Source organism: Brevibacillus thermoruber 423, assembly GCF_000454065.1.
GTDB classification, from domain to species: Bacteria; Bacillota; Bacilli; order Brevibacillales; family Brevibacillaceae; genus Brevibacillus; species Brevibacillus thermoruber.
Genome location: NZ_KE695655.1, coordinates 114,371 through 135,610, shown reverse-complemented (window position 1 = coordinate 135,610; position 21,240 = coordinate 114,371). Strand labels below are relative to the sequence as shown.

19 protein-coding genes and 1 pseudogene are annotated in these 21,240 nt (G+C 58.3%); 2 read left to right on the top strand and 18 right to left on the bottom strand.

From position 1 onward, the window contains the following. Nucleotides 1-204: 204 nt before the first annotated feature. Entirely contained in the window at nucleotides 205-369 is a 165-nt protein-coding gene (locus tag M516_RS0121810; protein ID WP_029100997.1) for a gamma-type small acid-soluble spore protein, read from the bottom strand. A gap of 226 nt (nucleotides 370-595) precedes the next feature. Between M516_RS0121810 and M516_RS0121805 the strand changes: the two genes are divergently transcribed. After that, nucleotides 596-847, top strand: a complete 252-nt coding sequence (locus tag M516_RS0121805) for a glutaredoxin family protein (RefSeq protein WP_029100996.1) — start codon at nucleotides 596-598, stop codon at nucleotides 845-847. A 109-nt stretch (nucleotides 848-956) separates the two neighbouring features. On the opposite strand, the gene M516_RS0121800 is transcribed toward M516_RS0121805, so the two are convergent. From M516_RS0121800 to pstB (M516_RS0121770), 6 genes and pseudogenes are all read right to left on the bottom strand, one after another. Further along, the gene (locus M516_RS0121800) at nucleotides 957-1,292 is read right to left on the bottom strand and encodes an ArsR/SmtB family transcription factor (RefSeq protein WP_029100995.1); all 336 of its coding nucleotides are present in this window, start codon (nucleotides 1,290-1,292) and stop codon (nucleotides 957-959) included. Nucleotides 1,293-1,386: 94 nt separating this feature from the next. Next, nucleotides 1,387-3,024 carry a GMC family oxidoreductase gene (locus M516_RS0121795; RefSeq protein WP_029100994.1) on the bottom strand — a complete coding sequence of 546 codons (1,638 nt, stop codon included), beginning with the start codon at nucleotides 3,022-3,024 and terminating at the stop codon, nucleotides 1,387-1,389. After that, entirely contained in the window at nucleotides 3,014-3,613 is a 600-nt protein-coding gene (locus tag M516_RS0121790) for a gluconate 2-dehydrogenase subunit 3 family protein (protein ID WP_029100993.1), read from the bottom strand. The genes M516_RS0121795 and M516_RS0121790 overlap by 11 nt, the downstream gene beginning before the upstream one ends. 6 nt (nucleotides 3,614-3,619) lie before the next feature. After that, on the bottom strand, nucleotides 3,620-4,012 hold the full coding sequence (locus M516_RS0121785) for a hypothetical protein (RefSeq protein WP_029100992.1): 393 nt from the start codon (nucleotides 4,010-4,012) through the stop codon (nucleotides 3,620-3,622). 164 nt (nucleotides 4,013-4,176) lie between these two features. After that, nucleotides 4,177-5,114: pseudogene (gene arsB, locus M516_RS24195) on the bottom strand (arsenical efflux pump membrane protein ArsB); the annotation flags it as partial. Nucleotides 5,115-5,246: 132 nt separating this feature from the next. Continuing rightward, the gene (gene pstB / locus M516_RS0121770) at nucleotides 5,247-5,999 is read right to left on the bottom strand and encodes a phosphate ABC transporter ATP-binding protein PstB (RefSeq protein ID WP_029100991.1); all 753 of its coding nucleotides are present in this window, start codon (nucleotides 5,997-5,999) and stop codon (nucleotides 5,247-5,249) included. 234 nt (nucleotides 6,000-6,233) lie between these two features. Between pstB (M516_RS0121770) and M516_RS24190 the strand changes: the two genes are divergently transcribed. Further along, nucleotides 6,234-8,309: a methyl-accepting chemotaxis protein gene (locus M516_RS24190; protein WP_081656644.1), complete on the top strand. Its 2,076-nt coding sequence runs from the start codon at nucleotides 6,234-6,236 to the stop codon at nucleotides 8,307-8,309. A 116-nt stretch (nucleotides 8,310-8,425) separates the two neighbouring features. On the opposite strand, the gene pstB (M516_RS0121760) is transcribed toward M516_RS24190, so the two are convergent. The 11 genes from pstB (M516_RS0121760) to M516_RS0121710 form a co-directional block, all read right to left on the bottom strand. Next, complete coding sequence (gene pstB, locus M516_RS0121760; RefSeq protein WP_029100990.1) at nucleotides 8,426-9,199, bottom strand: phosphate ABC transporter ATP-binding protein PstB; 774 nt, start codon at nucleotides 9,197-9,199, stop codon at nucleotides 8,426-8,428. A 16-nt stretch (nucleotides 9,200-9,215) separates the two neighbouring features. Next, on the bottom strand, nucleotides 9,216-10,106 hold the full coding sequence (gene pstA / locus M516_RS0121755; protein WP_029100989.1) for a phosphate ABC transporter permease PstA: 891 nt from the start codon (nucleotides 10,104-10,106) through the stop codon (nucleotides 9,216-9,218). Then, entirely contained in the window at nucleotides 10,103-11,095 is a 993-nt protein-coding gene (gene pstC / locus M516_RS0121750; RefSeq protein WP_238551027.1) for a phosphate ABC transporter permease subunit PstC, read from the bottom strand. The genes pstA and pstC overlap by 4 nt, the downstream gene beginning before the upstream one ends. 87 nt (nucleotides 11,096-11,182) lie before the next feature. Continuing rightward, complete coding sequence (locus tag M516_RS0121745; RefSeq protein ID WP_029100987.1) at nucleotides 11,183-12,097, bottom strand: phosphate ABC transporter substrate-binding protein; 915 nt, start codon at nucleotides 12,095-12,097, stop codon at nucleotides 11,183-11,185. 471 nt (nucleotides 12,098-12,568) lie between these two features. Continuing rightward, a complete protein-coding gene (locus M516_RS0121740; RefSeq protein ID WP_029100986.1) occupies nucleotides 12,569-13,144 on the bottom strand; it encodes a GerMN domain-containing protein in 576 nt (191 codons plus the stop codon). A 44-nt stretch (nucleotides 13,145-13,188) separates the two neighbouring features. Next, the gene (locus tag M516_RS0121735; protein WP_029100985.1) at nucleotides 13,189-14,838 is read right to left on the bottom strand and encodes an N-acetylmuramoyl-L-alanine amidase family protein; all 1,650 of its coding nucleotides are present in this window, start codon (nucleotides 14,836-14,838) and stop codon (nucleotides 13,189-13,191) included. 206 nt (nucleotides 14,839-15,044) lie between these two features. Then, the gene (locus M516_RS0121730; protein WP_238551026.1) at nucleotides 15,045-15,452 is read right to left on the bottom strand and encodes a hypothetical protein; all 408 of its coding nucleotides are present in this window, start codon (nucleotides 15,450-15,452) and stop codon (nucleotides 15,045-15,047) included. Between the two features lie 88 nt (nucleotides 15,453-15,540). After that, nucleotides 15,541-15,798 (bottom strand): hypothetical protein, encoded by a 258-nt coding sequence (locus M516_RS0121725; RefSeq protein WP_029100983.1) that lies wholly within the window; start codon nucleotides 15,796-15,798, stop codon nucleotides 15,541-15,543. 131 nt (nucleotides 15,799-15,929) lie between these two features. Continuing rightward, a complete protein-coding gene (locus tag M516_RS0121720) occupies nucleotides 15,930-17,570 on the bottom strand; it encodes a peptide ABC transporter substrate-binding protein (protein WP_029100982.1) in 1,641 nt (546 codons plus the stop codon). 190 nt (nucleotides 17,571-17,760) lie between these two features. After that, entirely contained in the window at nucleotides 17,761-19,380 is a 1,620-nt protein-coding gene (locus M516_RS0121715) for a peptide ABC transporter substrate-binding protein (RefSeq protein WP_029100981.1), read from the bottom strand. 119 nt (nucleotides 19,381-19,499) lie between these two features. Then, nucleotides 19,500-21,125 carry a peptide ABC transporter substrate-binding protein gene (locus tag M516_RS0121710; protein WP_029100980.1) on the bottom strand — a complete coding sequence of 542 codons (1,626 nt, stop codon included), beginning with the start codon at nucleotides 21,123-21,125 and terminating at the stop codon, nucleotides 19,500-19,502. Between the last annotated feature and the right edge of the window lie 115 nt (nucleotides 21,126-21,240).

The window sequence follows — 21,240 nt, the reverse complement described above, 5'->3', positions numbered from 1 at the left end:
ATTTGCGGGAAAAAGGAGCGCCACCTCTGAATGGGCTGCAAAGCGATACGGCTTTGGCGATCCCCCGCAAATCGGTGCGGAGCGTGCAGTCGGTGCTTCTTTGCTGGGCGAGCACGGAGCGGATGACGGAAACGTGCTTCTCCCCCCAGCAGTCATTTTGTCTACACACTGAACCCCCGCAAAAAGCGGGGGTGAATGGTCCTGTTATTCGGTAGGTTGTTGCGTTTGCTGAGCGGATTTCGCAGCGGATTGCTGGTTTTGGCGGCGCACTTCCGATACGTTGGTTTCGCTCGCAAATTCGGTTGCGGTGGTTTGCGCAGCTTGCTGTTGCGCTTGGTTCGCACCTGCTTGTTTGGTTTGTTTCGGCATCGTCCATTCACCTCCTCCGTATCACTGAATATAATGTGCGCCGCAAGCAGGCGGCCTATTCCCGCCTGTTTTTTCCTTCCACACGGCAAGCCCGCACGGGAACGGCTCGGGCCGCGGTGTCGGTTCGCCGCCGTTTTCGGGCATCCTAAGTGCCAACGGCGGCAGGAGTTTCCCTGCCCCGCCGCGAAGTATTCCCTTTCATTCGAGTACGAAAGGAGCAACCCACATGGCTCGTACCGTCATTGTCTACACTCAGCCCACCTGCGGCCCCTGCCAGGAGGAAAAAATGTGGCTGACGCAGCAAAACATCCCGTTTGAGGACCGCGACATCCGCAAAAATGACGCCTATTTCCAGGAAGCGATCGAACTGGGAGCGAGCATGACGCCCGTTACCCTGATCGTGAAGGAAGACGGCGAGCGGATCGTCGTTCACGGCTTTGACAAGGAGCAATTGAAAAAAGCGTTGGATCTCTCTTGATCCAACGCTTTTTTGTTCCCGCCTGTGGGAAATGTGACGGGTAAACATTTTAAAGCCGCTTCCTGTGAAGAAGCGGCTTCGCCAAAGGACTTTGGCGCACAGTTGTTTGTTATGCGAGCGAATGAGCACCCGCTTGTTTTTTTTCTTTGATGAGAGGCGACATGTCCGGCAAGTGCGAAAGAATCTGCTGTACGGCAGGTGAGCACTCCGTGTTCAGGGAGTAAAACACCCAGGGACCCCTGCGCTTCTCCTTCACCAACCCGTGTGTTTTCAATTTGGCCAAGTGCTGGGAAACGGATGGTTGGGATGTTTGCAAAATCTCCACGAGATCGCGTACACAGAAAGACTGTACCTGCAGGAGAGCCATGATCGTCAAGCGTGTTTTGTCGCCGAGAAGCTTGTAGATCTCTGACAAATACAACACCTGCGTCAAATCAACATCCATAATACCCCACCTTTGCCTTGCATATCTGTTTATCAGTATACTATACACACATAAGGCAGGGAAGATATGATGTCGAAAGATCCGTGAACGCCTGTCAGACGTCCCTCGTCTGCATCGCTTCCACCAGGCGGTCCGCCGTCCGGGCGGCCAGCGCCATCACCGTGTTGGTCGGATTGCCGCCGCCCGATGTGACAAACGTGGATGCGCCCGCGATGAACAAATTGGGAATGTCGTGGGTTTGCCCGAATTCGTTGACCACGGACGTCGACGGGTCCCTGCCCATCCGGCAGCCGCCCATCAGGTGGGCCGTGTCGTCGACGACGTGCTCCGGTGTGCCGCCCATCGCTTCAATCAGCCGCTTCATCTGCTCGACGGCGTGGGCGATCAGCTTTTTGTCGTTTTCCCCGTAGGAAAAGGTCACTTTCGGGACCGGCAGACCGTACTCGTCTTTTTCGTCGCTCAAGGTGACGGCGTTGTCGGGATGGGGAAGCACCTCCCCGACGAGCGTGACCCGGGCGTAGTAGTTGTAATCCAGCATCGTCTCCCGCAGGGCTTTCCCCCACAAAAAGGACCCGTCCAACCGTTCCGCTGCAATCGCCCCGGCCATGGCCACCGGCCTCGCTCCGTGGGCGCTCAGCGTGTACCCCCGGGCAAACCCCCGCTCCCGGTCCGTCTCGTAAAAATGCTGGGTCAACGCCAGCACAGGCGTCCCTTTGTACAGGCGCACTTCGTCAGGCAATAGTCCGTACACGTCCTGGCTGGAGTGGGGCATGATCGCCTTGCCCACCCACCCGCTGGAATTGGCCAGCCCGTCCGGAAAATGGGGCGTGGCCGAATGCAGCAGCAGGCGCGGCGTCTCCACGACATAGCCGGCGAGAATCACGACCCGGGCTGTCTGCTTGTACGTGTCGCTCCCGTGTTGAAAGAGAACGCCGGTGACGCGCGTCCCATCCGTGAGAATCTGCGTCACCATGCAGTCGGACAGCACTTCCGCCCCCGCCTGGATCGCTTTCGGGATGTGGTGAATCAATCCGCTGTACTTGGCGTTGGGCAGGCATCCCTGGTTGCAGAAACCGCGGTTGATGCAGGGAGGCCGGCCGTCAAACGGCGCGGACAAAATGGCCAGCGGCGCGACGACGCTGTCGAAGCCCAGCTTTGCGCACGCTTCCCGAAACAACTGCGCGTTGGCGCTGATCGGCTCCCGCACCGGAAACGGATACGGCCCGTTGAACGGCCCCCAGGGAAAGTGATCGGGACCGGACACGGCGATTTCCCGCTCGATCTTGTCGTAATAGGGAGCCAGGTCCTGGTAGCGGAGCGGCCAGTCTTCGCCGACGCCGTCCACCGTCTTGGTCATAAAGTCGCTCTCGTGAAACCGCAGGAAGACCCCGGTAAAATGGACGGTGCCGCCCCCTACACCCCTTCCCGAGTTGTTATGCCCCAGCCGCAGCGGATTGTTCCCGTCGACCAGGCGGGTCTCCTGCCAGCCGAGGTTTTTCATCGCCAGCTCGTCACTGGCAAAATCGGTCTGCGGATTCCAGAAGGGGCCCGCTTCGATCACGACGACGCGCAGCCCGGCCTTGGCCAATTCGTATGCCAGCACGCCGCCCGCTGCCCCCGCCCCGACGATGCAGACATCCGCCCCGTCCGCGTACCGGCGCTGATCCAGCCGCTTGGAGCGGTGCCCTTCATAATGGTCGCTGTGATGCGTTACCCGGTCCTTATTCTCCATCCGCTTTCGCCTCCCAGGGGTCCACCAGTCCTTTTTCCACGCGCACGTAGCCGCGCGGATACGCCGGTCCGCCGTAGCCGATATCCGACCAGACCAGGGGGTGGGAGTAATACGCCTCCACCGTGTCGCGGAGCAGCTTGGTGAAAAAGTCGACGGGGTTTAGCTGCGCCCAGGCGGTGGTGGCGGGAACCTGCCCGGCCGCCACCGCTTCCAGGACGGCCTGCTGCTCTTCCCGCTTCAAGCCGGGAAATTCCGCGCCGTACTTCTCGCGGCTGGCCTCGTTGATCCCGGCCAGTCCCAGGAGGTACAACTGCTGCTTGGGCGGCACCCCCACCTTCCGCTGCGCTTCCCCGATCGGACTGGCGGCCGATTCGTCCAGATGCTGGGTCACGTACGTCAGCACCTCCAGCCGGTGGTCATCCACCAGCACGCTGACGATGGACTGCAGCAGCATCGCTTCCTTTTTCGTAAAAAAGCGGTACGCCACTTGAGGGGTGCGCCGCTTGCCGACAATGTTCCGGGTGTGAGGGTCCCAGGCGGCGTGTTCCTCCCACACGTCAAACGATGGGTAACGGCTCGTTTTCGCCATGCCGCCTCACCCCCAGTACAGGGCCAGCAGCCCCAAGGCCGAGATCGCCGTCATCATCAACGGCAGCATAATGGGCGGGCCGACCAGAAAGTTTTGGCTCTGGGAATACCCGCCCACGCGCTGTCCCACGCCCGCGGTATGCAGATAGGCCCCGTACAGGCCGCCAGCCATGCCGATCCACATGAACAGGGCAAACAGCACGCGCAGCCACCCCGCATTGTAAAAAGCCAGGACGATGGCGGTCACGGCAAACAGCGGCCCTTCCACCACCGGCACCCACATCGCCCAGCGGCGAAAGTTTTGCCGGGCGTGAAACAGCGTCACCTGAACAGACAGGATCGCAAACGCAAGTCCCACAAACAAGAGCAGCACCCGCTCAAGGGGCCAGCCTTGCCACATTGGTCATCTCCTCCTATGAATCCCATTTTCTTCACCAGTGCTGTGCCTATTTTTTCCGCATCTTCCGGCTGCTATTCTTCTTTCTTCGGATTCATTCCCCCGAGGCCGCGCCGCAAAACGAAAAAAAAGCCAGCCTGTCCACAGGCTGACCATGGGCGACCCGTTTATCCCAAAAAACGCAGCGCGAGATAAAGACCTGTCAACGTGAGAAACAACGTGGGCACGGTAAGGACGATCCCTGTGCGGAAATACTGGGCCCAGGTAATCGTCACACCCTTGCGCCCCAGTACGTGCAGCCAGAGCAGTGTCGCCAGCGAACCGATTGGCGTGATCTTGGGCCCCAAGTCACATCCGATGACGTTGGCGTAGACGAGCGCTTCGCGAACCACCCCCGCGGTCGCCGTGCCCTGGATCGCCAACGCGTCAAACATTACCGTCGGCAAATTGTTCATCACCGATGAAAGCACCGCCGCGGTAAAGCCCGTCCCGAGTGACGCGGCAAACAGACCGTGCGCGGCCAGCACATCCAGCCAGTCTCTCACCCAGTCGGTCAAGCGGGCATTGTGCAGCCCCCAGACGACCACGTACATCCCGATGGAGAATATCACGACCACCCACGGCGCCTCTTTCACAATCCGGCGCAGTTGAATCGCCGCGCTCTTCCTCGCCGCCAGGTAAAACGCCGCAGCCGCCCCGGCAATCATCAGCGACACGGGAAGGTGCAGCCATTCACTGGCGAAAAAACCGGCCAGCAGAACGGCCAGAATCGGCCATGACAGACGAAACAGCGCCTGATCGCGAATAGCCTCGCGCGGCTCTTTCAGGTGGGTCAGGTCGTAGCGGCGGGGGATGCTGCGGCGAAAATACCAAAACAGCACCAGCAGGCTGGCCCCCACGGAAAACAGCGTGGCAGCAGCATCCTGCCCGCGTATTCGGCGAAGCCGATGCCGAAATAGTCGGCCGATACGATGTTGACCAGGTTGCTGACCACAAACGGCAGCGAACTGGTGTCGGCGATAAAACCGCTGGCCATCACGAAGGCGAGCACCATCTGCCCGTCCAACCGCAGGGCACGCACCTGCGCGAGAACGATCGGAATGAAAGCCAGACCACTGCTGTTTCTCCTCTCGATCATCCCACCGCCGCGTCTGTTGTTCCGCGCAGCGGGGACAAGGTACATGAAAAAGAGCGAACCTCAAAAAGGCCGCTCTTTTTATCTTACGATACTGTCGGGTTATCCGAAACGCCCGGTGATGTAATCTTCCGTCCGCTTGTCGCTCGGATTTTGGAAAATGACCGGAGTGGCGTCGTATTCCACCAGCTCTCCGTTGAGGAAAAACGCCGTCTTGTCGGAGATGCGGGCCGCCTGCTGCATGTTGTGGGTGACGATGACGATCGTGTAGGTTTCCTTCAGCTTGATCAGCAGCTCCTCGATCTTCGCCGTGGAGATCGGGTCGAGCGCCGACGTCGGTTCGTCCATCAGCAGAATCTGCGGTTGGACCGCCAGCGCGCGGGCGATGCAGAGGCGCTGCTGCTGGCCGCCGGAGAGGCTGTACGCCGGTTTTTTCAGCACGTCTTTTACCTCGTCCCAGAGCGCGGCTGCCTTTAGGCTGTTTTCCACGATCTCGTCCAGCGTGCTGCGGTCGGTTGTGCCGTGCAGACGCGGGCCGTAGGCGATGTTGTCGTAAATGCTTTTCGGAAACGGGTTGGGCTGCTGAAACACCATCCCGATGTTTTTGCGCAGACGCTCCACGTCCACGTTGGGGCCGTAGATGTCTTCGCCGAACACCTTGACCGTTCCCGTGATGCGCGTGTGCGGAACGTAGTCGTTCATGCGGTTCAGCGTCCGCAAAAACGTGGATTTTCCGCATCCCGACGGTCCGATCAGGGCCGTGATCGAGTGGGGTTCCACATCGAGATGTATATGATGAAGAGCTTGCTGTTTGCCGTAGTAGAGATTCAACTCACGAACCGAAATGACGCTCATGCGGTATTCGCTCCTTCGTTTCTCGTCTTCTCGATCGCGTCGCGGTGGACCACGCTCATCCTTTCCAACTATATCGGCCGAATGTTGCGTTTTTGTATGAAATGTATAAAGTTTTGATAAAGATTTGGAGCAAAGGTAAAGTTATGGTAAATCTTTCCCTGATGCAATCGACGTCTCTCCCGGCGCCCCCTACAATAAGGCTGTACGCATTGTCGAACAAGGGGAGAATCATCAATGCCAACAAACCAAACGAGCAAGCCGCGCCTCGCGCCTTTTCCGTCCAGGACCATCTTCACCCGGCTGTTCGTCGGAAGCATGACGATGGTAATCTGCATGATGGCCCTGACCGCCTTGTTTATCGGGTATCAGGCCAAGGCGATGCTGAACGAAAAGACGGAGACACAGCTTCGGGAAGCGTCCCGCTCGGCCCTGCAGGAAGTAAACGACCGCGTTCATTCGATCGAAAACGCCCTGCAGTCCTTTGCCACCGTGTACAAGCACAGCCCGCTGTCCAACAGCCAGGTCTTCGACATCTTTTCCGACATGGCGGCCCACAACGCCAACATTTCCGAACTGCAGTTGGCTACCCGGGACGGCCGCTACCTCACTTTTCCCGGTTCACCCCTTGACGCCGGATACGATCCCCGCAAAACGGACTGGTACCAGGGAGCCGTTTCGGCGCAGGCTGCCTACATCTCCGACGTGTTCCGGTTTTCCGACACGGAGTTTCCCAAAATCGCCGTCTCCCTCGCCCTGCGCAGCCCTGACGACGAGGTCGTCGGTGCGGTCGTCGCGTTTGTCTCCGTCCCCAAGCTGAGCGCGTTTGTCCAGCAGGTCAAACTGGGGGAAACCGGTTATGCGATGATCGTCGACCGCCTGGGAAAACTGGTCGCCCACCCCGACCAGACATACGCGCTGCAACGGCCTGCCCTCGACCACATGCCGGTCGTCCGCAGCGTCGCCGCCGGACAATCGGGCACCGCCATCCTGAACCAAAACGGCGCCGATTACCTGGTCGCCTACCGCTACGACGAAAAGCTCAAATGGGGGATCGTCGTCCTGCAGGCGGTGGCCGAAGTGGAACAGGACGTGCGGGCGATGCGGCTGACCATTTTCGCCGTCTCGCTGATCGGACTGGCGGCGCTGGCAGCCCTGCTCTTCCTGTACGTCCGCCGGATCATTACGCCGATCAAGGAAGTGCAGACGAAACTGGCCGCCTTCAGCGAAGGGGACCTGTTCCAGACGATGCAGGTGAACACCCGCGACGAAATCCGCCAGTTGGCCGACAGCTTCAACCGCATGAGCGGCCAGATCCGCACCATTATCGGAAAAATCCAGCGCGTGATCGCCGATGTCAAGCATGTCGCCGAGCACGTCGGGAAGGGCTCCCGCCATTCCCACACCATGCAGACGGAAGTGGTCGGCGTCACCGAGCGCCTTTCCGCCGAGATGGACAGGCAGCAGGCGCAGATCGAAAACATCCGCGCCATTGTGGACCGCATCACCGATGAAATCTCCCGGATTACCGGCTCCATTCGGACGGCGATCGAGCACAATGGAGAGGCGCGGGCGCAGACGGCGCTGGCCGCCGATTCGATCGGCCACCTGAAGGCGAACATGCAGAAAATCTCGGACGACATGAGAGCCTCCCTGGAAGCCATGTCCTCCCTGCGGCAAAACATGGACGACGTCAACGAGATCCTGAACCTGATCGCGGGCATCTCCAAGCGGACCAAGCTGCTTTCGCTCAACGCGCGGATCGAAGCGTCGCGGGCCGGCCAGGCCGGATTGGGCTTTGGCGTCGTGGCCGAAGAGATCCGCCTCCTGTCGGAGCAGACGGAAGACGCGACCGAGCGGATTCAGCAGGTGATCGCGTCCGGTCAGGCGCGCATGGACCTCGTCACCGAGCGGATGACGGTAACCGACCACGCCACCGTTGACGGGCTGCAGACGCTGCACGAGGCGGCGGACGTGTTCTCCCGGATCGTCGCGGTCAGCGAAATCCTTACCGAACAGTTTGCCGTCATCGGCCGTCTGTCCCGCTCCATTAGCAGGCAGAGCCAGGACATCAAAGAGGGAGTGGATACACTGTCCCATTCCGCTCAGGCGGTCACTGCCGGCGCACAGCAGGCCGTCGCCGCCACCCAGGAAAGCGTCTCGCTCTCCGAACAATTCCTGCACAACTCGGAACGCCTCGCCGCCATCGTGGACGATCTGGAGCAGGAGATCCGATTCTTCCGCACGGCTGCCGCACACGTGCCGGATGCCGCCGACGGGTCCATCGTCCGGCCGCTTCCCGCCTCCTCGTGACCGGCGTCCGATAGCGGCAGAAGCCAAAGCCAAAACAAAGCCCTCCACCGCGCAGGTTGTCTGCATGGTGAAGGGCTTGTCGCATTCAACATGCGGGCCATTCGACAAAGGGAGATTCAACCGAAACGGCCGCTGATGTAATCTTCCGTTTTCTTGTTTTCCGGCGCGGTGAAGATTTTCGACGTGTCGTTCATTTCCACCAGTTCCCCCATCAGGAAAAAGGCGGTCTTGTCGGAAATGCGGGCAGCCTGGTGCAAATTGTGCGTCACGATCACAATCGTGTACTCTTCCTTCAGCTCCAGCACCAGTTCTTCAATTTTCATGGTGGAAATCGGGTCCAGGGCGGAAGCCGGTTCGTCCAGCAGCAGAATCGTCGGCTGCATGGCGATCGCCCGGGCGATGCACAGCCGCTGCTGCTGGCCTCCGGACAGGGAGAGCGCGGACTCGTGCAGCCGGTCTTTCACCTCATCCCACAGGGCTGCCTTGCGCAGGCTCCGCTCCACCACCTCGTCCAGCTCCCGTTTGTCCCGCATGCCGTGGAAACGGGGAGCGAACGCGATGTTTTCGTAAATCGATTTGAAAAACGGATTGGCCCGCTGAAACACCATGCCGACCACCTGGCGCAGCCCTTCGATGTTGATCTTGTCGCTGTTCACCTCAATGCCGTCCACCACGATCGAACCGGTGACGCGGCAGTTGGGAACGAGGTCGTTCATCCGGTTCAGGCTGCGCAGGAGCGTCGATTTCCCGCAGCCGGACGGGCCGATGAACGCCGTGACGGAATTTCGTTCAATGTCCATGTTGATATTGGAAACGGCGCGCTTTTCGCCGTAGTACACGGAGACGTTGCGCGTCTGAATGATCGTGTCAACCGTTGTGCCTGCTTGCATGACGTCCACCCCTTCCCTAGTTCGTTCCCGAAGTCATTTTCTTGTAGAGCCAGCTGCCAAACCAACGGGCGCCGAGATTAAACAGCAGCACGGCCAGGACGAGGATGGCCGCCGCCCCGTCGGCGACGTCCCGGGCATCCGGCGTCAGCCCTTCGCTGTTCACTTTCCAGATGTGCACGGCAAGCGTTTCAGCCGGGCGGAACGGATTGAGCGGAGACGTCGGGCTGTTCAGGGAAAAATCGGTGAAGTTCAGATTGGGAGACGACATCCCTGCGGTAAACAGCAGCGCCGCCGCTTCCCCGAAGACCCGGCCGGAAGCCAGAATCACGCCGGTGATAATGCCCGGCAGCGCCGCCGGCAGGATCACCGAAACAATCGTCCGCCACTTGGTAATCCCCAGCGCCAGACTGGCCTCCTTTTGGCTGCGGGGGACGTTTCGCAGGGCATCCTCGGTGATCCGCACCAGCAGGGGGAAATTGAACACGGTCAGGGCCAAGGCGCCGGACAGCAGGGAATACCCCCACCCGGTCATGTTGACGAACACCAGCAGCCCAAACAGGCCGACGACGATGGACGGAAGGGAAGACAGCACTTCTATACTCAACCGGATAAACTGCGTAAACTTGTTATCCGGAGCGTATTCAGCCATGTAAATGCCGGCCCCGATTCCCAGCGGCAGTGCGATCAGCATGGTCAGCACCAGCAGGTAGATGGAGTTGAACAACTGCGGCCCCACACCCCCGCCGGCATTGACAATGTCGGGCGCGGAGGTGAGAAAGTCGAGAGTGAGCTTGTGCCATCCCTGCGAAAGGATGAAGCCAAGCAGTCCCACCAGCGTGCCGACGATCAAGAGCGCAATCAGCGTAAGAACAACAGTGGCCGTGCGATCCAGAACTTTTGCTCTCATTTGTTAACCAACTTCTTTCTGCCGAGAATGCGCAAGATCATGATGAAGACAAACGACATCAGCAGGAGCAGGAGCGCCATGGACCACAGGGCGTTGTTGTAGGGCGTCCCCTGGATCGTGTTCCCCATGTTCAGCGTAATGCCGCTGGTCAACGTGCTGATCGGGTCGAGCAGGCCGCCCGGCAGCTTGGTGGTGTTGCCAATCACCATCTGCACGGCCAGCGCTTCCCCGAACGCGCGGGCCATCCCCAGCACGACAGCGGTCAGGCACCCCGGCAGCGCGGAATGCAGCACCACATTCCAAATCGTCTGCCAACGGGTCGCTCCCAGCGCGAGCGAGGCGTTGCGCAAGTCCTGCGGCACAGCCTCAATGGCGTCCGTCGCCACGCTGGTAATGGTCGGCAGAATCATCAGGGCCAGAACGAGCCCCCCCGCCAGCAGGCTGAACCCGAGAACGTCAAACTGCTCGCGGATAAACGGTACCAGCAAGGTAAGACCAACGTAGCCGTACACGACCGATGGAATGCCCACCAGCAGTTCAATGACCGGCTTGAGTACTTTTTTCCCGAAACCCGGGAAGATTTCCGTCATGAAAATAGCTGCGCCAATGCCCAGCGGGGCCGCAATGAGCGCGGCCAGCAGGGTAACGAGGAACGAGCCGAGAATAAACGGCAGCACGCCGTAAACAGCCGGCTCGCCTTCGGGGTCCCATTTTACCCCGGTCAAAAACTCGCCAAGGCTGACCCCATTGATCAGGAACGTCGACAGCCCCTTGGAGGCGATAAAATACGTGATCGACAGCACGACAACCACCAGCAGGCCGGCGCACGCCATGGCGATGAATCGGCCTGTCACGTTCTCTGTAAACTGACGCTTGTTGTACGTCAGCAGCTTGCGGTCGATCGCGGATTTCCGCTCCCCGACTTCCGGCGTGTGGTCTGCGATGATGCGGTTGCTTGCGATAGTTGACCCTTCCGAACGACGACTCATAATCTCCCTCCATATGAATCAGAGAAATACGCAAAATGAGGGGCAAGTGCCCCCCCACCCCTCATTCTGCTGCCGATTGTCTGTCCATTATTTTTGGGTTACATTGCCTTGGGCGTCGCGCTCCATCTTCATGTCGGTGATGGGCAGGAAGCCCAGGTCCTTGACGGTTTTCTTCTGCACCTCATCGCTCAGGATGAAGTCGAGGAACGCTTTTGCCGTGCCGGTCGGTTCCCCCTTGGTGTACATGTGTTCATACGCCCATACCGGATACTTGTTCGTGGTGATGTTTTCCGCAGTGGCTTCCACGCCGTCCAGTTTCAGCGCTTTTACCGAATTGTCGATGTAGGAAAGAGCCAAATAGCCGATGGCACCCGGGGTTTCCGCTACGATTTTGCGAACGGTGCCGGAGGAATCTTCGGTGATGCCTTCCGCTTCGTCATGGCCGTCCAGCGCGAACTTGTGGAAGGTGGCGCGAGTGCCGGAGCTCTTCGGACGGTTTACCAGCGTAACTTTCAGGTCAGGACCGCCCACTTCTTTCCAGTTGGTGATTTTGCCGGTGAAGATGTCGATCAACTGCTGCTTGGTCAGATTGTCAACCGTGACTTTCGGGCTTACGACTGCTGCCATCCCGACTACCGCCACTTTATGGTCGACCAGCTCGTTGGCCGGAATGCCTTGTTTCTCTTCGGCGAAGATGTCGGAGTTGCCGATGGTGGCTGCCCCGCTGGCAACCTGGCTCAAACCGGTGCCGCTGCCGCCGCCCTGCACCTGGATTTGCGCGCCCTGGTTCTTGGCCATGAAGTCTTTTGCCGCTTGTTCGACGAGCGGCTGCAGTGCGGTGGAACCTACTGCGGTTACTGGCTCGCCGGATACGGAAGAACCGGTGTTTTGCGCATTGCCTTGTTGTTCCGGTTGTGCCGGAGCTGCGTTGTTGCTTCCGCATCCCGCCAGAAGCGCACCTGCGAAGGTCAGCACCATAAGCATTTTGCCGAGCTTTTTCATCTGATGAAAATCCTCCTTAAACATCGGTTTGGATTGTTTCTCTTTCCATGAACAAACTATACCGCTCGAATGTTGTTGAATTGTGGTGCCATTGTAAAGCTTTTTTAAAGTTTGGCCGATTCGCGACAGCCCTTTTTCGTAACAAAAAAACGACATGTCCGGTTTTGGACATGTCGTTTCAGCCTGAAGACAAACCTATTGTGTCGGAGGAGAAGCATGTTTCCAGGCAGAGCGACTTGTGAAGCCCTACCAAGCGGAGCAGCGATTTGCGGGAAAAAGGAGCGCCACCTCTGAATGGGCTGCGCAGCGATGCGGCTTTGGCGATCCCCCGCAAATCGGTGCGGAGCGTGCAGCCTGTGCTTCCCTGCTGGGCGAGCACGGAGCGGAAGCCGGAAACGTGCTTCTCCCCCAGGCAGTCACTTTGTCTGCACAATGAAACGACATGTCCGGTACTGGACATGTCGTTTGTCATCATTGGCTGTCTCTTGTCAACGGTTCCGTGATGTCAACGTGACCCATCAGGGACTCGGCCGGCTTGCCGTCTTCCAGAATCACGATGCGCTTCACTTCGTCGAACTGGAACAGCGTCTGCTTCAACGCATCAATGGCCATGGCTTCGCCGCTGGAACCGAGGTTGTACACATTCTTGCTGTCGGCGTCAATGGTCAGCGTGCCTTTGTCAAACGTGACGGAGTGATAGTGGAAATCCTTCCACAGCGGGCTGTGTCCCGCCTGCTTCGGTTTTTCCAGCAGGGCGATCGCTTTTTTGTACTTGTCGAGGTCGTCGGCATACGCGATCTCCTGCTCTTCCTTTTGCAGGGCCGTCAAGTTGTCGTCCGTGTAGTACACGGCGATCGTCTTCTTGGTGAGCTGCGGCTGCGCCGGCTTTTCAGCCTGTGGTGTCGTCGGCTGTTCCGCCTGCGGCTGCGGCGCGGTCGCGCCTGTCTGCTGGCCGGATGGCTGCGGTGCGGGCTTCGCCCCCTGTCCGCATCCTGCCACAAGCAGCACGAGAGCTGCAGCGAGTCCGATCAAACTGCGTCGTTTCATCGGGAACCCCCCTTCTGGTCATGTCGCCTGGCTTGTCCCGCCGCTTACCGGTACGTGAGATAGTACTCGCGAATGGCGGCGGCAAGCGCTTTGGCTACTTTGTCCTGAAACGCCGGCGACGTGAGCTGGGCGTTTTCCGTCGGATTGGAGAGGAAGCCCGTCTCCGTCAGCACGGCCGGCATTTTCGTGTTTTTGATCACGTAAAACGCGGTTTGCTTCACGCCCCGGTCAGGAAATTTCGTCGCCCCCTGCAGGTGACGGTGTACGATCCGGGCCAGGGCTTCGCTGTTGGCGTTGTAGTAGAACGTCTCGGTACCCCCCGCGGTCGGCTTCGTGAACGAGTTGGCGTGAATCGAAATGAACAGATCCGCCTTCCGATCGTTGGCGAACGCCACCCGCTGTGCCAGGGTCAGATAGACGTCCGTGGTGCGCGTCATCTCCACCTGAAACTCGGGGTACTTCTTCAACTCTGCCGCCAGCTTTTTGGCAACGGCCAGGGTAAAGTCCTTTTCCACATTGCCGGCTGCGCCGCCGGCCCCATTGTCGTGGCCCCCGTGTCCCGCGTCGACGACAATCAGGAAGCCCGTCTTGCCGGGAGCAGTCGCAGCAGGCGTCAGTTTGACGGTAATCCCGTCGTTGGTATACTCCAGATTATACTGGCTCTTCTGGTTCAGCTCAATGACGACCCGAACCGTCTTCGGCGAAGAACTGTACTGGCTGTATCGGATATTGGCGATCAGCGTGCCGGCGGCAGGCTTGTCCGACGGCGACATCTGATTCGCGTCCCCTGCTTGATCCGGCTGATTCTGCCCATCCGTCCCTCCAACCTCGTCGGCCTTCTGGCTGCCCAGTGCGGCCAACAGGTCGTCATCCAGTTCGGTCTGCGGCAGATCCAGCACAATGCGGTGCGGTCCCTCCAGGACGAACGCAGCAGGGGTCACGGGCAGCGTGGTGTCGATCCGGACGCTGTTCCCTTCCGCGGCAGCACCGGTAAAGCGGCTGAGCCGTTCGATCTCGACGCGGTTGTCCCGCTTGTCCCACGTCATGCTGCCGCCCAGTTCTTTTTCCAGCCGATCCAGGGGCACCACCTGCTGACCGTCGATGGTGACGGTCTCGTCCGGGTGCTTCCAGGCGAAATCCTTCCATCCCACCTGTTCGGCCACCGCCTGTGCGGAGACGTACAGCGAGTTGCCCATCCGGTAGAACTCCAGCGGCTTGGACGGACTTTTGCCGTTGATCAGAACGGATGGCGTCTCGTTGGCGATTACCGTGCGAGAGGACTCGTTCCATCCCACCGTGACGCCGAGCGATTCGGCAACGAACCGCAGCGGCAGAAGCATCCGCTGCTGGCGCACGACCGGCGGGGTGTCCAGCTTCACCTGTTTCCCGTTGACCAGGGCCGCCGTGGAATCAAGCGTGAGCACCAGCTTTTGTCCGCCGCGCTTGATGGTCGCCGTCCGCGCGGCCTCATCCCACTTCACATCGGCACCCAACCCTTCGGCGATCACCCGGATCGGAACCAGCGTGCGGCCGTTTTGGATAAGCGGCGGCACATCAGGCTGGACGGCTTGTCCATTGATCATCAGGTTCACCGGTTCTTCGTTGGCGCTGCCGGCCGCCGCAGCCCACCCGGGGATGAGCAGCAGGACCAGCAGGACCAGCAGTACAAAAAACAGTAACAATCGTCTCTTCATCCTGACCTCCTCCGTTGGTTTTCTCGATTTGGCATAAACTACCGAGCGGGATGCGCCATAGTATTAGACGCAGCAAAGGCGACAAAGTTTGTAGGAGTTTTGGACCAAATTCAGTCGAAAAAAGAAAAAATGTGTCGAATTACGGCACATTTTTTCCAATATTTTTCTGCGGACAAAAAAAGAGGCGCTTCCTTGTAGAGAACGCCTCAACGTCTGCCCCAGCCCGGAGAACGTCTTTCCTTCCGGCTGGCCTGGGTGACGGATTTGCCTGTCAGACCGCTGTTTGCCAGGAACTGCTGAATCATGGCCATCACGGCCGGATTGGCAAGCACCTTGATCGACTCCGCCACCTTCGGATTTTTCAATTGAGGAAACGTCCCGCTCAAATGGGGCAGCAAAGGCAGCAGATCTTCCAGAGACAAGGAGAGCTTGGGCTTTTCCGGCTCCACCTGGACCGGCACCCTCCGACGGCGGCGAAAGAGCGGCCCCCGCCTCTGGGCCGGCGGCTGTACCTTCAAGCGGTTGAGCGTCTCCTTCATCTCCTGCAGTTCAATCCGCACCTGGTCCATTTCGCTAATGATCTGTTCTTTGCTGGAGTTGTGGGCTTCGGCCAACTGGTTTATCGTCTCCAGCAGCTGCGCATGGGAGACGGTGTTTTTTTGCTTGCCTTTCGTCTTCTGAGCGATAGTTCCACCTCCCCCGCTATCTCAGTCGTTTCTTGATGTTGTTCAGGTCGCTTTCCTTAATCCCCTTTTGGCCCAGCTTGTTCAACAGGCTGTTAACGTTCTCCGTCTGGGCCAACCGCCGAAACTGCGCCACGTACTGATTCAGCTCCTGATCGGTAAACGACTTTCCGGTCTTTCTGCCCAGATCGCGGATCACTTCCTTCAGCCCTGCGTCTGTCTTCAACTTTTCTTTCGGAATCGACTTAACCAGGCTCAACAGCTTTCCAAGATCCACGGCTTCTCCCCCTTGGTTCGGTTTATTCCTTGTTACTCTATGACCAAAGGACTTTGGGGGTTTGGTCGAATGTCCATGGCGGGCGAAAAAAAAGAAGAGAAGCACACGCATGTGCCTCTCTGTTCCGCGCATTATTCAATGGAAGCCCATTTCCAGTCGATGTCGCCGAGCCCACCGATGACGATGCCTTTGAGGTTCTCCTTTTGCACCCAGGAGTTGGTGTAGAAGTAGATCGGGATGACCGGCATTTCGTCCATGAAGATTTTCTCGGCATCGGCCAGGATCTGCTTGCGCTTCTCCGGATCCTTTTCCAGAGCGGACTGGTCCAGCAGCTCCTTGAACTTCGGATGTTCCCAACGGGTGTCGTTGTTGCCGCCCATTTTTTCCTTAAACAGCTCCAGGAAGTTGATCGGGTCGTTGAAGTCGCCCAGCCAGCCCTGGCGTCCGATTTGGAACTTGCCTTGGTGCAGGTCTTCGATGTACACCTTCCACTCCTTGTTTTCCAGCTTCACATCGACGCCCAGGTTTTTCTTCCATTGGTCCTGGATCGCTTGGGCGATTTTTTGGTGCCCTTCGGACGTGTTGTAGGAGAGCGTGATCGGCGGCATCTTGGTGATGCCCAGCTCCTTCATGCCTTCTGCCAGCAGCTTCTTCGCGGTCTCCACGTCGTTGTCCTTGAAGTAGCCGTCCTTGTTCAGCGCCATCGACGGCGGAACCGCGCCCATAGCCGGAAGTTGGCCCGCTTGCAGCACGTTGTCGATCAGGGATTGACGGTCGATCGCGTACGCAAACGCTTTACGAATTTTTACATTGTTAAACGGAGGTTTTTCCGTGTTGAACTTATACCAGTAGACACCTGCGATCGGCTGGGTGTGCATCTTGCCGGATTCTTTCAGAGCCGGAATGGCGTCCGTCGGCAGTGCGCTCATCGGCGCACCGGCCCAGTCGAGCTCGCCGTTGTCAAACATGGACAGCTCGGTGTTCTCGTCTTCCACCATGGAGAACTCGATTCTGTCCACTTTTACCACATCTTTGTCCCAGTAGTTTTCGTTTTTCACGAGCACCAGCTTGTTCTTGTGCTCCCATTCTGCCATCTTGAACGGACCGTTCCCCACGTGGGTGCTCGCTTCCATGGCCCAGTTCGGGTTGGATTCAACCAGTTTCCTGTTGACCGGGTAATAGGTCGGGAACGCCGTCAGTTCCTTGAAGAAAGGCGTCGGGTTTTCCAGCTTCACTTCCAGCGTCTTGTCGTCCAGCGCCTTGACGCCGACATCTTCCGCTTTGGCCTTGTTCTTGTTGTACGCTTCCCCGTTCTTGATGTAGTACAGTTGGTACGCGTAGGCCGCTCCGGTTTTCGGGTCGAGCGCGCGCTTCCAGGCGAACTCGAAGTCGTGCGCGGTCACCGGATCGCCGTTGCTCCACTTGGAGTCGCGCAGATGGAAGGTGTACGTGAGGCCGTCTTCGGAAACGTCGATTTTTTCCGCAACGGACTCATGCGGCTGACCGTCCGCTCCGATCCGGGTAAGCCCGTCGAACGTCGCACGAATGATGGCCGCAGAGGTTGTATCTTCGGAGAGGCCCGGGTCAGCCGTAGGCGGTTCGGAGTGAAGGTTCCACTTCAGCACCTGCGGGCCGGTTTTCGCCGCGGATTCCGCCGCCTGAGAGCCACCCTGGTTTGGATTGTCCGATTGGGCCTGATTGCCTCCGCACCCTGCGAGGGCGGCGCCGAGCACGAGGATGGAACTCATCGCTACAAAAATATTCTTTTTCATGCCACTTATCCCCCTTGTCTAAATCTTTTCTCAATATACATCCATATATATTCTTTTTAAACAAGTTTTACGATGATTTAATAAAATTTTATTTATTTATAAAAATTTTTATTGGAATAATAAACATTCGTGTATGGATGAGCAAAAAAAAGAAGAGCACGATGGCTCTTCTCCCTTTCTTTGCGACACGTTATTTGATGCTCGCCCACTTCCAGTCGATAAAGCCCAGTCCGTCGATCAGGACGCCCTGCACGTGGTCTCTTTTCACGTAGCTTTGCGTGTAGTAATAGATCGGCAAGACCGGCATTTCGTCCATCAGGATGGCTTCCGCCTGCGCCAGCAGTTCCCTGCGCTTCTCGGGATCGGTTTGCGTGGCGGACTGGGTCAACAGCTTCCGGTATTCAGCGTTTTCCCAATGGGTGTCGTTGTTGCCCCCGTCTTTCTCCATGAACAGCTCCAGGTAGTTGATCGGGTCGTTGAAATCGCCCAGCCAGCCATAGCGGGCAATTTGATAGCTGCCGTTGTGCAGGTCCTCGAGAAACACCTTCCACTCCTTGTTCTCCAGCTTCACCTCCGCCCCGAGCGTCTGCCGCCACTGCTTTTGAATCGCTTCGGCTATCTTTTTGTGCGCTTCCGACGTGTTGTAGGAGAGCGTGATCGGCGGCAGCTTGGAGATGCCCAGCTCTTTCATGCCCTCTGCCAGCAGCTTTTTCGCGGTTTCCGCATCGTTGTCCTTGAAGTACGGGTGGGACGAAACGGTCATGGTCGGCGGGACGAACCCGAGAGCCGGCAGATGAGTGCCGATCACGCCTTCATCGCTCAGCGCCTTCCGGTTGAGGGCGTAGGCGAACGCCTTGCGGATTTTGGCGTTGGTAAACGGGGGCTGCTCCGTGTTGAATTTGTAGTAGTAGACACCGGCGATCGGCTGTGTTTGCAGCAAGCCCTCCTCCTTCAGGTAGGGGAGGGCGTCCGGCGGGAGCTGCCCCAGCGGTTGGCCGGCCCAGTCGAGCTCGCCGTTGTCAAACATGGCCAGCTCCGTGTTTTCGTCCTCGACCATCGTTCCTTCGATCCTGTCCAGCTTGACGGCATCCTTGTCCCAGTACTTGTCGTTTTTCACGAGCGTCAGCTTCTGTTTGTGCTCCCAGGCCGCCAGCTTGAACGGCCCGTTGCCGACGTGGGTGCCCGCTTCATTGGCCCACTTGGGGTTGGCTTCCGCCACTTTTTTGTTTACCGGATAGTAGGTGGGAAATGACGTCAGCTCCAGGAAAAACGGGGTCGGCTGCTCCAGCGTGACCTGCAGCGTCTTGGCGTCCAGCGCTTTGACCCCCACCTCGTCCAGCTTCGCCTCTCCCCTGTTGGCCTTCTTGCCGTTTTTGAGGTAGTAAAGCTGATAGGCGTAATTGGCACCCGTTTTCGGATCGAGCGCCCGCTTCCACGCATATTCGAAGTCGTGGGCGGTTACCGGATCGCCGTTGCTCCACTTGGCGTCCCGCAGGTGAAACGTGTAGGTCAGGAGATCAGCGGAGACGTCGATTTTCTCCGCGATGGACGGCTGCGGCTTGCCGTCCGGGCCGGTCCGGGTCAGCCCGTCAAACGTGGCCCGGACGATCGCTGCGGACACCGGGTCTTCGGACAGGCTCGGGTCGGCGGTGGGGATTTCATAACCCAGGTTGACCCGCAGCACCTTGCCGCTTTTTTTCGCTTCGGCTGTCGGCTGGGCGGCTCCGCTTGCCGCGGCGCTGCCCACGGATGCCAGCACGGCACTCACGGCCAACAGCGTGCCGAGTGAGATGCTCATGGTTTTGCGCATATCTACTTCCCTCCTTTTTCCAATCTTTTCTATTATACGTATTGTTCCAAATATTTTCAAATGGACGTCAAAAAAAGAAGAGCCGTTCGGCCCTTCTCTATGGCGTGTGCCGTGCCTGCTTATTCGATGGTTGCCCACTTCCAGTCGACAAAGCCCAGACCGTCCAGCACCACGCCCTTCACGTTGTCGTTCTTCACGTAGGATTGGGTATAGAAGTAAATCGGCGCCGCCGGCATTTCGTCCATGAACAGCGCTTCCGCCTCGGCCAGGATTTGCCTGCGCTTCTCCGGGTCCTTCTCCGCCGCCGATTTGTTCAGGAGTTCCTGATACTTCGGATGTTCCCAGTTGGTGTCGTTGTTGCTGCCTTTTTTATACTTGAACAGATCCAGGAAGTTGATCGCGTCGTTGAAGTCGCCGGTCCAACTGGAGCGTCCGATCTGGAACTTGCCTTGGTGCATGTCTTCCAGGAACACCTTCCACTCCTTGTTTTCCAGCTTCACCTCGACCCCGAACGCCTTTTTCCATTGGTCCTGGATCGCTTGAGCGATTTTTTGATGCCCTTCCGACGTGTTGTAGGAGAGCGTGATCGGCGGCAGCTTGGTGATGCCCAGCTCCTTCATGCCCTCTGCCAGCAGCTTTTTCGCGGTTTCCACATCGTTGTCCTTGAAGTACGGTTGGGACGAGACGGCCATGGTCGGCGGCACCAGGCTCATCGCCGGTTCCTGATTGGCCTGCGTCACGTTTTCGATGATGGACTTGCGGTTAATCGCGTAGGCAAACGCCTTGCGGATTTTGGCGTTGGTAAACGGCGGCTGCTCCGTATTGAACTTGTACATGTAAGTGCCGGCAATCGCGCGGGTCTGCATCTTGCCGGATTCCTTCAACGCCGGAATCGCGTCGATCGGCAGCGCGCTCAGCGGTCCGCCGGCCCAGTCGAGGTCGCCGTGTTCAAACATGGACAGCTCGGTGTTCGCGTCGTCTACCATGGAGAAGTCGATCTTGTCCAGCTTCACGGCGTCCTTGTCCCAGTAATTCTCGTTTTTCACGAGAATCAGCTTGCTCTTGTGCTCCCACTGTTCGATCTTGAACGGGCCGTTGCCCACGTGGGTTTGGGCTTCCATCGCCCAGTTCGGGTTGGATTCCGCCACTTTTTTGTTCACCGGATAGTAGGTGTAGAAGGCGGTCAGCTCCAGGAAGTACGGCGTCGGGTTCTTCAACTGCACCTGCAGCGTTTTGTCGTCCAGCGCCTTGACGCCGACGTTTTCCACGCTGCCCTTGCCGTTGTTGTATTCCTCGGCGCCTTTGATGCAGTAGAGCTGGTAGGCGTAGGTGGAGCCCAGCTTCGGATCGAGTACGCGCTTCCAGGCGTATTCGAAGTCGTGGGCGGTCACCGGATCGCCGTTGCTCCATTTCGAATCGCGGAGATGGAACGTGTAGGTGAGGCCGTCTTCAGAAATGTCGATCTTTTCCGCCACGGATTCGTGCGGTTTGCCGTCCTCCCCGATGCGGGTCAGTCCGTCAAAGGTGGCGCGGGCGATCGCACCCCCGATGTTTTCTTCGATCAGTCCGGGGTCGGCGGACGGCGGTTCGCTGGGCAGATTCAGGCGCAGCACTTTCGGTCCGGTCTTTTCCTGCTGCTCCGTCTTGTCTTGTGCCTGGTCAGCCGCCTTTTCCCCGCCGCAGCCGGCCAGAGCCGCACCCAGTACGAGGATGGAGCTCATCGCGGCAAACACTGTCTTTTTCATGAAACATTCCCCCTTATCCTCCAAAAAGATCCACTATCAATATACTGTACTTTTAGTAATATTAAAGCGATTTTAAGTAAGTTTAATTTTGTTTTATGAAAACGTTTCCAATTGT